Below are 12842 nucleotides of genomic sequence, written 5' to 3' on the forward strand. Positions count from 1 at the left end.
ACAGTCCTCCTAGTTCATTTTTGTTGTAGCTGGGCGCAGGGGATTTTATATTGACAAATCCGGTCCATCAGCAGAGACATAAAGCGGTCGGCGTCCACTTCAAGACAGACCTTTACCTTTCCGGCTGGAGCCGGTTTTTCCAGATCCTCAGGTGGGGTCCAGGGGGTTCTGGGCAGGGAACAGATCGTATGTCCCGTGGGATGGCGGTGATCGTATTCAACCTCTACATTCATCTGCGGCCCCCGACAGAAGGTGGGATCAAAGGCCAGCGCCACGCAAAGCGGATCATTCATGGCAGTATAGTCCCGTTTCCAGTACTGAAGCCAGATGCGGACCATTCGGGCCATGGCGCGGTTGAGCGCGCTCCCGCTCTCCTCCAGACGCCGGATATGGGGTTCCCGCACCAGGACCTGCCGGGTGACGTCATAGCCGCACATTACGATGGGAGCTCCACTTCGGAAAAGAAGAGCCGCAGATTCCGGGTCCCTGCTCACGTTGTGGTCGGAGTGCTCCAACTCAGCGGCGTTGCACCCCAGCCGGGCGCTGCCGCCCATGATGATAATTTGCTTGACATAATCTGCAATACGCGGTTCTCTGGCCAGTGCAATGGCGAAATTGGTGAAGGGCCCAATGCCGATGAGCGTGACCTCTTTCGGGTTTTTCATCACGGTATCGATGATAAAATCTACGGCGTGGCGGCGGTCATAGGCAAGGTCCCGGTCGGCTTCGGTAAGAAGGCCCTCGCCTTCATGGCCCAACCACCAAATTTCCCGGTTGCGCAGCAATACGTCCCGAGAGCCTGCCATGACGGGGATATCCTCCCTGCCCAGCATGTGCAATACCTTCGTCACCATTCTGGCGCGCAGGTCCACGTCGCCGTAGACTGTGGTAATGCCCTCCACCTTTAATTCTGGCGAGACAGCGGCCAACGCCACGGCCATCACATCGTCTACATCCGTGCCAATATCGGTATCTAAAATAATGCGTTCCATACTTAACCCTCCGCCACGTAGGACATATCGTCCCGAGAGAACATCTGCCACAACGATTCCAAGTCCTCCAAAGTAGGCATGGAAGTCAAGGCACCTCTGCGGGTTACGCTGATAGAAGCGGCCAGATTGGCCCTGAGCACAGCTTTCTCCAAGGGCATTCCGGCACTCAGCGCGACGGCCAGTACGCCATTGAAGCAGTCTCCTGCGCCTGTTGTATCCACTGCGGACACTTTGCGGGCCGGGACCAGAAGCGCACCATTTTGGTTCACGATCAATGACCCTCGAGCGCCTAAAGTGACCACCACATTTCGGACGCCTTTCTGCAGCAGGAGTTTTGCGCTCTGCTCAATTTCCTCTACGGTTCCGGCCGGGCCTCCCGTCAGAACAGACAGCTCCGTTTCATTCGGAGTGATTACATCCACCAACGGAAAGAGATCTTCGGGAATGTCCTGACGGGCTGGGGCGGGATTCAGGATGACCAGCTTACCCAGTGCCTTGGCTTGGCGGATGGCGCTGCACACGCTCTCCAACGGGATCTCCAGTTGCAGAAGCACGCAGGCGGCTTTAGAAAAGAGTTCTGCATTTTCAGCCAGATACTCTGATGAGCAGGTAGAGTTGGCGCCGGGGACCACCACGATGCTGTTGCTTCCATCCGTACCGGTCAGGACAAAAGCCGTTCCAGTGGATTGTCCCGAATCTCTCTGAATATCCATTACCTGTACGCCCGCCTTTTCCAGCAGCTCAAGCATGCGCACGCCATATTTGTCTGTTCCAACACTGCCCAACATGGCGACCTGCCCTCCGGCGAGCCTGGCGGCATAAGCCTGATTCGCGCCCTTCCCACCCGGATTATTCCAGTATTCCTCTCCCAAAACGGTTTCACCTAAGGCTGGCAGGCGCTCCATCCGCACAACGACGTCCATATTCAGACTGCCAATCACCAATATTTGATTCATATCGCGATCCTTCACCTCGATCTTGTACTCTCGCGCTGGACTAGAGTGGTACTCATGCATTCGCTCTTAGCCCCCTCGGGATCCCCACCGATCAACGCCAGCAACTTCCGTGCGGCCCGATAGCCCATTTCATAGATAGGCTGTGCCACCGTTGTGAGGGCGGGGGTGAGGTCGGCGCTGAGCATGATATTATCAAACCCTAATACACTCACCTGCCCAGGTACAGGAATGTTCAGTTCACGGAGCGCTCTCAGTACACCAATGGCAATGGTATCCGCACCGGCAAAAATGGCGTCCGTCTCGGGGTAGGCCTCTATGATGTGGCGGACCCTTTCATAGCCGGATGCGGTGCTGTAAGCGCCATAAGTGATGTATTCTTTTTGAAAGGGGATCTCCGCCTCGCGAAGAGCCTGCCGGTATCCTTTCAGACGCTCTCCTGTGGTGTATACCCCCTTTGGCCCGCCCAGGAAAAGGATCTTGCGGCACCCTGTATCAATGAGGTGAGTTACACCGGAATAAGCGGCCTCCTGGTTGTCAACATAGACGCCGGGTTTGTCTGTAAAATCCCTGGATTTTCGATCCAGCAGAACCATTGGGATTCCGCTTTGACAGACAGAGCGATAGAGGCTTCGATCTTCCAATTCTCCGCAAGTATTGACCAAAATACCGTCTACCCGTTTTTCCAAAAAGGCCCGTAAATACTGTTGCTCTTTGTGGATGTTGGAATCGGAATTACATAGAAACAGGGTATACCCGTTTTCCATTGCGCAGTCTTCCACGCCGCGCACCATCTGAGGGAAAAACATATTCTGTATATCTGGAATGATTAAGCCAATGGTTTTGGTGCGGGCCAATGTGATACTCCCGGCGACCCGATTGGGTATATATCCGACCTCTTCGATCAACTCCAGGATGCGTTGGCGGGTCTGTTCAGAAACACCTTGCGGGTTATGATTTATGACGCGGGAGACCGTTCCCTTGGAAACGCCCGCCATGCGGGCAATGTCGTTGATCGTCACGGCACGACTCTCTCCTTTCGTAAGAGATAAACCGGTTTAGTAACTATAAAAAGTATAGCTCTTTCCACAAAATATGTCAACAATCATCCGGCGGCCTTGCACATTTTTGTCACACCTGCTAGTAAACTAGACTAAACTTTAAGAAAAAGCACCAAAGCATCCGTTTGCGCTAAAGTGATTAGAAATTAGAATGAGCAGGCTTTGCCGATGATAGAGTATGAAAATATAGGAAAGGCGACAGCGCCGCCGGCATGCAATCATGCCGGCGGCGCTGTCGTTGAGGGCGGGTGCCGTTGGGAAAGACGGCGGAGAGCGCTATACGTCTCTGCGCGTCCCGTCGGTACCGATGATGACGACTTGCCAGGGGATCAGTTTGCCGCAGTTCTCCAGGGCCCGGCGGACAGCCTGTTCGATCCCGCCGCAACAGGGGACTTCCATGCGGACCACAGTTACGCTCCTGATCGTATTCTCCCGCAAAATGGCAGTAAGCTTTTCGGCGTAGTCGCCCTCATCCAGTTTGGGGCAGCCGATGAGGGTGATGCGGTCCCGAATAAAGTCCTGATGAAAGTTTCCATAGGCATAAGCGGTACAGTCGGCGGCGACGAGCAGCTTGGCGCCGTCAAAATAAGGGGCGTTTACCGGTACCAGTTTGATCTGTACAGGCCACTGAGAGAGCTCGCTGTCCACTGTGGCGGTATCCCGCGCGGCGGGAGCGGGGACGCGCGGGATACGCTTGGACTGGGTGCCGGGGCAGCCGCAGGGGAGCGGAGCGCCGATGGCCTTGGCCTGCTGGGCGGCACGGACCGCCTCGGCATCATAGGCGGGGGCCTCCCGCACCTCAAAGCTGATGGCACCCACCGGGCAGGCGGGGAGGCAATCGCCCAGGCCGTCGCAATAGTCCTCACGCAAAAGGCGGGCCCTCCCGTCCACCATGCCGATGGCACCCTCATGACAGGCGGCGGCGCAGAGACCGCAGCCGTTACAGCGTTCGACGTCGATTTTGATGATTTTTCGCTCCATGTTCTATTCCATCCTTTCAGAAGTGGGTTCTGATACCCGTACAATCATTTTCTGGCCTGATTATCCCACATGGGAAGAGCGCTGTCTGTTGGTTTGCCAACAGAATAAGAAAAATGAAACAAAAATGGAGTGGAGAGACGGGGGCACCCCTTCGCTTATGATCCAAATCCGTGGCTGTCATACATAAGCTCGAAACGACTTTTATCCACCTTTAGCAGGCCTTCTTTTTGCATTTTGCTCAGCTCGTTGGACAGCGCGCTCCGGTCCACATTGAGGTAGTCGGCCAACTGCTGGCGGTTAAAGGGGATGGTGAAGCTGTGGCTTCCGCTGCGGATGGCCTGGTAGGACAGATAGGAAGACAGCCGCCCTCGGATGGATTTGGAGGCGGTGTGAAAAATTTTTCGGGATAGGTTTAAGTTTTTCTGAGCCGATATGGACAGCAGATTTCGGATCAGTCTGTTGTGGTGGGTGCAGGCGTGAGAGCAGACCTGAAGCACGCGGTCCATGTTCAGGAAAAGCACATCCACCGGTTCGGCGGCCACCACGTTGACCATCAGGGGTTCGCCGGAAGTGCAGGCATAGGTCTCGGCGAAGATCTGCCCCGGCCCAACGCTGTCCAGAACGGTGGTATTGCCCCACAGGTCGTTGTTTTCGATCAGGACGCTGCCGGTCAGCACCATGCCCAAGGCCGTGACGATATCTCCAGTGCGGCAGATCATTTCGCCTTTGGAAAAATGCCGCTGCTCCGCACCAAGGCAGGACAGCATCTTCTCTGTCTCCTGGGGGGTGGTGCCGCGGAAAAGGGCTGTTTTCGATAAGCTGATGAAATCCATATACGTTACCTCTTGCGTTGTTATACAAACATACTTGTTGCTCTGACTATATTATACTGTGTCCAGAAAGTCAAGAAACACACAATTCTTTAGAAAACCGATACATGGATGAAACTGGGAGGAATTATTGTGGAAAATAAGATGTTTTGCTATCAATGTCAAGAAACCGCCGGCTGCACGGGCTGTACGCAGTCGGGCGTCTGCGGTAAAAAACCGGATGTAGCTGCCATGCAGGATCTGCTGGTCTATGTGACAAAGGGGATCTCCGCTGTGGCGGCCCAGCTTCGGGCCGAGGGGAAGGAGGTGGCTCCGGCGGTAAACCATCTGGTCACGCTGAACCTGTTTACCACCATTACCAATGCCAATTTTGACAAGGAGGCCATCGTTACCCGCATTCACGCCACATTGGAGGTCAAACAGGAGCTGCTTTCCCAGGTGGAGCACGCCGATGGGCTGCCGGAGGCCGCTCGCTGGACCGCCTCCGAGCCCATGTTTGCGGCCAAAGCCGCCCAAGTGGGGGTGCTGTCCACCGGGGATGAGGACATCCGTTCCCTGCGGGAGCTCGTCACCTATGGTCTCAAGGGCCTATCTGCCTACTCCAAACATGCCAACGCTCTGCTGCAGGAGGACACTGAAGTGGACGTCTTCCTCCAACGGGCCCTGGCCGCCACTTTGGATGACGCTCTGACGACAGAGGACCTGGTGGCGCTGGCCCTGGAGACGGGCAAATACGGCGTCAGCGGTATGGCTCTGCTGGACAAGGCCAACACGGGGGCCTACGGCAATCCCGAAATCACAAAAGTGAACATTGGCGTGGGCACACGACCCGGCATCCTGGTCTCCGGCCATGACCTGCGGGACCTGGAGATGCTGCTTGAGCAGACACAGGGAACCGGCGTGGACGTCTACACCCACTCCGAGATGCTTCCCGCCCACTACTATCCGGCATTTAAACAGTACCCCAACTTTGTGGGCAACTACGGCAACGCCTGGTGGAAACAGAAAGAGGAATTTGAGACCTTCAACGGGCCCATCCTGATGACCACCAACTGTATCGTACCGCCCAAGGACAGCTACAAAGAGCGGCTGTACACCACCGGCGCGGCCGGATATCCCGGCTGCAAGCATATCGCCGGCGGGGTCGGCACGGAGAAGGATTTTTCCGCCCTCATCGCCCATGCCAAACGCTGTGCGCCCCCGGCAGAGATCGAGCGGGGCGAGATCACCGGCGGTTTTGCCCACGCCCAGGTGATGGCCTTGGCGGATCAGATCGTGAGCGCAGTCCAAAGCGGTGCGATCAAAAAATTTGTGGTGATGGCCGGCTGTGATGGCCGGGCCAAGAGCCGCGATTACTACACGGAATTTGCGAAGGCCCTGCCCAGAGACGCCGTGATTCTCACCGCCGGTTGTGCCAAATACAAGTATAACAAGCTGGACCTGGGCGATATCGGCGGCATTCCCCGGGTGCTGGACGCCGGCCAGTGCAACGACTCCTATTCCCTGGCGGTCATCGCCATGAAGCTCAAAGAGGTCTTTGGCTTGGCGGACATCAACGAGCTGCCCATCATCTACAACATTGCCTGGTATGAGCAGAAGGCGGTGATCGTCCTGCTGGCCCTGCTGTATCTGGGGGTGAAGAATATTCACCTGGGCCCCACGCTTCCCGCTTTCCTCAGCCCCAACGTGGCCAAAGTCCTGGTGGAGAACTTCGGCATTGCCGGCATCGGCTCTGTGGAGGATGATCTGGAGCTCTTTTTCGGTAAGGCGTAAGGAGAGACGTCCACACAAAGGAGGCAGACAAGCGGGAAATTCACGGGCGGGCTCTGTTTTTCCATTGCCTGCACCTGGACAGCATCTGTGTTATAGCGCGCCCGGAAATCGGGTGCGAAATGAGAGAAACGGCGAGCGGATGAGTCCGCTCGCCGTTTCTCAATTATTCCAATGATTCGGATGGGAACTCGTACCACTTGATCTCGTTGGCGCCCAAGTCCAGCGTGAAGCTGGAGCCGTCGCCCCGGTAGACCGTGGTGGACTGCGGCTCGTAGGTATTGTTCACCACGCAGTATTTGCCGCTTTTCACATAGGCATGGACCTCCACATTACAGTTGGAGGAGAACCACCTGTGGAGGCGATCCTCGCTGTGGGAGGCCCAGAGGATGGAGCGGTAGAGGACGCGGCTGTTTTCAAAGGAATAGGGGAGACCGCTGAGATAGACGCACCGGCCCGCACCGAAGCCGTGGACGGCCATCTGGACCTCTTTTTCCCGCTGGACCAGGATCTCGGTGCCTTCCAGGGCGTAAATACTCTTTTTGCCCTCTCCAAAATCCACCGGATGGGTACAGTCGGCGAGGATAAAGTGATCGGGGTGCTCCTCCCAGTTGTACTTGTCGTACCCCAGGGTAAAGCCGGTCTCCTTCTCCACGCCCAGGGCGGTGGCAAGCTGGAAATAGTGGCCCTGGTACTGGTGGCCAGAGGGCTCGCCCACGCCGATGAAGCCGCCGCCGTTCCAAATGAAGCGCCGGACAGCCGCGGCGACGGCCGGGTCCTCCCAGACAGCGCCGCCGGTATGGGCGGTGTCCCCGTCCCCCACATTGAGGAGGACGCTGGCGCCCTCCAGCGCATGGGGATCGTTCCTGAGGTCGTCAAAGCTGAGGAATACCACATCAAATGGGGCGCCGGACAGCGCCTCGATGACGCCGGCGTAGCTGTAGTTCTGCTTTTGATAGAGCGCGTGATGGACCATATGGCAGCCCCAGGAGCGCATTTTTCCCCAGCAGTTGAGGACGGCCACTTTACCCACGCAGTAGGGCGTGGCACCGCGGATGTTGGTGTACAGTTCCCGGAATTCGTTGCATACGCGCTCCACATAGTCGATGAAGTCAGGGAACCGACAGGCCAGCTTCAGATAACCGCCATAGCCGATGCGGTCGATGGGACTGCGCAGGATGGCCCGCCGGGCGGTCACCCAGTTCTCCTTGGCCTCCCGCACGGGGTCGCCCCCCTCGTGAAAGGTATCGGGGAAAAAGTAGGGGAGAAAACGGCCCTCGGTATATGCTACGCCGGGGATATCGGAGATAAGCCGCAGGGTGGAGCCGTTGCCGACGCTGCCCACTACCGCGTCCAGGCCAATGGTCTGAAATTCAGGGAGGAACGGCTCGGTGCCGATCCAGTGATCGCCCAGGAACATCATAGCTTCCTTGCCCTTTTCATGGGTGATATCCACCATCTCGCGGGCCAGCTTGGCCACCTCCCGGCGCTGAAAGGCCTGAAAGTCCAGAAATTCCCTGGAGGGGACCCGGTACTGGTTGTTGTAGTACCCCTGATCGATGATGTACTCGGGGCGGAAGGGGTAGCCGACCTCGCGCTCGAACCGCTCCAAGATGTAAGGGGAGACGGAGGCGGAGTAGCCGTACCAGTCCACATATTTTTCCCGCCTGAGCTCATCGAAGACCAGTGTGAACTGGTGGAAGAAGGTGGTATAGCGGATCACATCCACATAGGGGTGGTCGTCGATGAATTTCCGGAGCCGCTCCATGGTATATGCGTGGGTCTTGGGCTGGCGGACGTCAAAGGTGATCTGGTGCTCGAAATCCGTCCAGCCATTGGTGACGGCGTTGTACATGTGGACGGGGTCCCAGATGAGGTAGGCCAGAAAGCTCACCGTATACTCATGGAACGCAGCCGGGCGGTCCAGTACCACCTGTGCCGCAGCCGCATCATAACGCCAGTCGGCGGGGGGCACCACCGTTCCGGCGGTGCGGTCCACCACCTCCCACCAGCGCTTGATATCGTCCCGGGTATTGGGCTCCATGAGCTCAGGGCTCACGCCCTGCATCAGGGGAATGGAGAGGGCCCCTTCCTCGGCGGTGTGAAAGCCGGTCATGATATAGCACTGCTGTACCTCGTCGGGGTTCGCCTTTGCCCAGGCGTTGTCCTTTCGAGTGGTATAGTAGGTAGAGTAGACTTTGGCATCTACCCCCTTGAGGGTGTCGGGATAATCGGTGCCGTCACAGTCGCGGATGGCGTCGGCGCCCCAGCGCTTCAACAGCTCCAATGTCTCCGGCACCACATCCACATCCGTGGGGATTGTGACACGGCCTCTGCGGGCTTGCTCACTCATGGCTCTCTCTCCTAAGGCTCAGATTTTGGGTTCTTCGGCTCTTCAAAGGGTTTGTTGTAGAGGCACAGCGCGGCCAGCAGCAGGAGTATGCCCAGGAGCATCAGCCCCAGCCCGGACAGTTTTCCAGTCATGCGCCACCCGTACAGCAGCAGTGCGAGACCCGCCCCAAAAAACAGGGCGATGAGGACCACGCGTAGTGTTTTATGTTCCTTCCAGTATTTCATGCACACACCTTACCCTTTCAGACCTCCCACGGTCATACCCTGGGTCAGTTTCTTCTGGACGCAGATATAAAGAATGAGGGTGGGCAGCATCACAAGCACCAGTCCAGCGTAGAGAATACCGTATTCGGCCTTGGACTGCTGGGCCTGCATCAGATTCAGCAGCCCCACCGGGAGAGTGCGGGGCCCTTTGGCGGAGCTCATAAGGGTCATGGAGATGATGTACTCATTCCAGAAAGAGAGAAAATTAAAGAGGATGATGGTGATGATGGAGGGCTGCGCCATGGGAAAGATGATTTTGATCATGGTTTTGCCGTAGCCCGCGCCGTCGATATACGCGGCCTCCTCAAAATCGTGGGGCAGAGTGGCAAAATAACCTGAGAGGAGATAGATGGTAAAGGGAAGGGCTGTGGAGGCGTATACCACCGCCAGAACAAAGAGGTTGTTGAGCAGAAAGCCGCTGCCGAGGATGCCCTTCAGAAAGCTGTCGCCGTCCCGGAGCATCAGGAAGATGGGGACCACGATGTAGTTGACATTGATAAAGAGGCCGGCCATAAAGCAGGTGTTGAGGAAACGGCATCCCTTAAAGTGGAAACGGGAGAGGCAGTAGGCTGCCGGGAGAGCCACCACCAGCAGCAGGAGAAGGGCCAGGGCGGTGACGATGACCGAATTGAGCATGTAATCGCCCATATTGGCCGCGTTCCAGGCATCTACGAAATTCTGCCAGTAGAAGCTGGCGGGCAGGGTCCACGGGTTGCCGTAAAACTCGCTGTTCTGTTTGATGGAGGCGAGAAAGACCCAGGCCACCGGGACGAGGATGCACACCGCCAGGGCGATGAGGACCACATAGATAAAGATTTGATAGAGTCGGTCGCCGGTCCCGTGTTTTTTCACTTCCTGATCCATATCCGCACCCCCTTAGAATTCCAGAGGTTCCCGCTTGGTGACCTTGTTCACCAGGGCGGAGAGCAGGAAGGAGAAGAGGAAGATGACTACGCCGATGGCCATGGAGTAGCCGTAGAGTCCGGCATCCTTCTGGCCGTACATATAGGAGAGGGCTACCTCGGAGGCGCCGTTGGGGCCGCCGCTGGTCATGGCCTTGACGAAGAGGAAGGCCATATTAATGGTGGAGATGATGAAGAAGGTGAGGGTGGTGCGGATGTTGGTCCAGATGAGGGGAATGGTGATTTGGAAAAACTGCGTCACCCGCCCGGCCCCGTCCAGGCCCGCGCTCTCATAGAGGCTCTGGGGCACACTGGACATAGAGGCCATATACATGACCATGTAATAGCCGACGGCCTGCCACACCATGGCGATGATAATACTCACCATGACCAGGGGCTCGTCCTTCCAGAGGACCATGACGGCCTTGCCGGAGAGCATGGACAGGATGCTGTTGAGCATGCCGTTTTCCGGCTTGTAGATGGCGGAGAAGATACCGGAGATGACCACCACAGAGAGGATGTTGGGGATGTAAAAGACCACGCGGAAGAAATTTTGCCCTCTGATCTTCTCACGGGTCAGGATGCCGGCAAACACCAACGCGAGAGCAAAGGTGATGACGGTGACGACCACGATGAGGAGGATGGTGTTCTGCATGGAGCGGATGAATTGACTGTCGCGGAAAAGCATCTGAAAATTTTTAAGGCCGACAAAGGTCTCGGTGGGCGAGTAAGCGCCGCGCTCAAAGAGGGACATGCGGAATACGTTCAGAGTGGGAAGAATCATAAAAATAAAGAACAGGATCGCCGCGGGGGCGACACACAGCGTGATGAACCGGCTGCGTCCCCTGTGTTTCTCCATATGCTCAGCTCCTTTCAAGCTCTGCTGCGGCACGTACGGGCGGAGCGCATAAACCGGCTCCCGACCGCAGAAATACGGCTGCGGGGGAGCAGATTTATCCGCTCCGTACGGTTTTGGGAAAAAGGGACGGTGAGTAGGTCGCGCTACTCACCGTCCCTCAAGCCTGCTCTGTGGAAGGAGGGGGCGACCTCGGAGGGGATCAGCTCTGCAGATTGACCCGCATCTGATCGCTGGCCGACTTTACGGAGGCGATCCAGTCGTCCTCGGTCATGGAGCCGCTCACCAGGGAGTTCACGGGATCAAAGAACACGCCGCGCACCTCGATGCCGGGGATGGGGGTGAAGGTGGCGAAGTTGCCCATGGCGGCTTTGGCGCCGTTGTCATAGATGGAGTAGAAGAGCTGATTGTTGCCCTCCAGCTTGTCGGCGATGTTCAGCACGGGCTGGATGGCACCGGCCTTGGCAAAGATTTCACAGGCGCTGTCGCTGTACAGGAAAGCGATGAACGCCTTGGCGGCGTCGGGATGCTCTGCGCCGGCGGGGATCCAGGCCTGCTCGAACCAGGTATAGCTGTAACTGTCGCCGCCCTCTTCAACGGCGGGCAGGGCGGTCATGCCCCACTGGAAGCCGTCGGCCCTGGGAGCGTCGGCCATCTCGCCTACGATCCAGGTGCCGTTGGGCATGAACAGGGCCTTGTTGTCCAGCACCAGCTGCTGGTTCTGGGTGAAGTCCTGGTCATTGGCCTGGGCGGGGGTGACGGGGTTGGTGTAGGTCGCAAGCTTGGCCACGATATCGAAACAGGTCTTGGCCTCCGGGGTGTCCCAAATACCCTCGGCATAGTGGGTGGCCTGGTCAAAGAACTCGGGGCCGCCGGCGGAGTACATCAAAGCGTAGAAGAAGGCGTCGAAATAGCCTGTGGTGGGATAGGTGAAGAGGGCGATATCCTCGGCGGCGGCTTTGTCGCCCAACGCCCACATCTCCTCCCAGGTGGTGGGAACGGTCCAGCCCTTTTCTTCAAAGAGACCGGCGTTGTAGAACAGGCCGCAGGGAGAATAGAACATGGGGGCGAGATAGGTCTTGCCATCACCATAGGGGTTGGTGAGTGAGGTGTCGGTGAAGCCGCCGGCGATCTTGTCGGAGACCTTGGCCTCTTCGCCGGGTACGGTCATGGAGAGCACGTCGGTGATCTCCAGAATGTTGTGGTCCTTGATAAACTGTTCGGTGAGGCCGGCTTCGCGGCCGGTGGCCAGGTGGATCACGTCGGGGAACTCGCCGCCCTGCATGGAAGGCCCGATGACGTCTTCGAGCTTCTTGTCGGTGATGAGGTCCACGGCGATCCCGGTCTGTGCGGTGAAGGCGTCGGCCACCTCCTGCCACATGTCGGCACCGTAGGCTGTTTCAATGGCGGCCACCTGGATGGTTTCAGCGGCGGGGGAGCCGGTGTCGGCGGGGGAGCCGGTATCCGCGGGTGCGGGTGTGGCGGACGAACCGCCGCCGCAGCCGGCCAGCAGGGAGAGGGCCATTGTGCCCGCCAGAGCGGCGCTGAACGCTTTCTTCATTTTCATTTCCTCTTACCTCCTAATATTGATGATGACACTGTGAACGGCGGCATTGGAGCGTGGGCCGACCGCTTAAAGTACTTTAAGTATATCGGATGGAGAGGCCAATTCAATTTTATTCTTGTCACCATTTTTATATAAATTGCTTTTTTGATATTTGGGATAATAATTTTTGAGAATAAAAACAAATTTTGTGCATGATGTCCACAAAAAGAAAGAACCGTTTTTTAACGAAACGACGAAACACTGAATTTTACGACAGAGAACACCCCCAATATTTTTCTTTTTTATGGATTGCACAAGAAGGAAAGGTGTGCTAT

At 57.0% G+C, this 12842-nt stretch carries 11 protein-coding genes; 1 reads left to right on the forward strand and 10 read right to left on the reverse strand.

What is annotated here, in order from left to right:
* Window positions 1-14 precede the first annotated feature (14 nt).
* The 5 genes from SRB521_RS04165 to SRB521_RS04185 all read right to left on the reverse strand — a co-directional run bounded on the left by SRB521_RS04165 (window position 15) and on the right by SRB521_RS04185 (window position 4820).
* A complete protein-coding gene (locus tag SRB521_RS04165; protein ID WP_116722255.1) occupies window positions 15-992 on the reverse strand; it encodes a nucleoside hydrolase in 978 nt (325 codons plus the stop codon).
* Window positions 993-994: 2 nt separating this feature from the next.
* Complete coding sequence (gene rbsK / locus SRB521_RS04170; protein WP_242943941.1) at window positions 995-2008, reverse strand: ribokinase; 1014 nt, start codon at window positions 2006-2008, stop codon at window positions 995-997.
* Window positions 1960-2967: a LacI family DNA-binding transcriptional regulator gene (locus SRB521_RS04175; protein ID WP_083630941.1), complete on the reverse strand. Its 1008-nt coding sequence runs from the start codon at window positions 2965-2967 to the stop codon at window positions 1960-1962. The genes rbsK and SRB521_RS04175 overlap by 49 nt, the downstream gene beginning before the upstream one ends.
* A 315-nt stretch (window positions 2968-3282) precedes the next feature.
* Entirely contained in the window at window positions 3283-3987 is a 705-nt protein-coding gene (locus tag SRB521_RS04180) for a 4Fe-4S binding protein (protein ID WP_058118155.1), read from the reverse strand.
* 155 nt (window positions 3988-4142) lie between these two features.
* Window positions 4143-4820 (reverse strand): Crp/Fnr family transcriptional regulator, encoded by a 678-nt coding sequence (locus SRB521_RS04185; protein WP_033118687.1) that lies wholly within the window; start codon window positions 4818-4820, stop codon window positions 4143-4145.
* Between the two features lie 129 nt (window positions 4821-4949).
* Here SRB521_RS04185 and hcp point away from each other — a divergent pair, with 129 nt between their 5' ends.
* The gene (gene hcp, locus SRB521_RS04190) at window positions 4950-6590 is read left to right on the forward strand and encodes a hydroxylamine reductase (RefSeq protein WP_075704351.1); all 1641 of its coding nucleotides are present in this window, start codon (window positions 4950-4952) and stop codon (window positions 6588-6590) included.
* A 163-nt stretch (window positions 6591-6753) separates the two neighbouring features.
* Here the strand turns inward: hcp and gnpA are convergent, their stop codons facing one another.
* The 5 genes from gnpA to SRB521_RS04215 all read right to left on the reverse strand — a co-directional run bounded on the left by gnpA (window position 6754) and on the right by SRB521_RS04215 (window position 12522).
* Window positions 6754-8940, reverse strand: a complete 2187-nt coding sequence (gene gnpA / locus SRB521_RS04195; protein ID WP_116722256.1) for a 1,3-beta-galactosyl-N-acetylhexosamine phosphorylase — start codon at window positions 8938-8940, stop codon at window positions 6754-6756.
* Window positions 8941-8951: 11 nt separating this feature from the next.
* Window positions 8952-9164, reverse strand: coding sequence for a DUF6903 family protein (locus SRB521_RS04200; protein WP_033118684.1), 213 nt, complete (start codon window positions 9162-9164; stop codon window positions 8952-8954).
* Between the two features lie 9 nt (window positions 9165-9173).
* Window positions 9174-10067 carry a carbohydrate ABC transporter permease gene (locus tag SRB521_RS04205; protein ID WP_116722257.1) on the reverse strand — a complete coding sequence of 298 codons (894 nt, stop codon included), beginning with the start codon at window positions 10065-10067 and terminating at the stop codon, window positions 9174-9176.
* A 12-nt stretch (window positions 10068-10079) separates the two neighbouring features.
* Window positions 10080-10964: a carbohydrate ABC transporter permease gene (locus tag SRB521_RS04210; protein ID WP_116722258.1), complete on the reverse strand. Its 885-nt coding sequence runs from the start codon at window positions 10962-10964 to the stop codon at window positions 10080-10082.
* A 199-nt stretch (window positions 10965-11163) separates the two neighbouring features.
* Complete coding sequence (locus tag SRB521_RS04215; RefSeq protein ID WP_116722270.1) at window positions 11164-12522, reverse strand: carbohydrate ABC transporter substrate-binding protein; 1359 nt, start codon at window positions 12520-12522, stop codon at window positions 11164-11166.
* Between the last annotated feature and the right edge of the window lie 320 nt (window positions 12523-12842).

This window comes from Intestinimonas butyriciproducens (genome assembly GCF_004154955.1).
Lineage (GTDB): Bacteria > Bacillota > Clostridia > Oscillospirales > Oscillospiraceae > Intestinimonas > Intestinimonas butyriciproducens.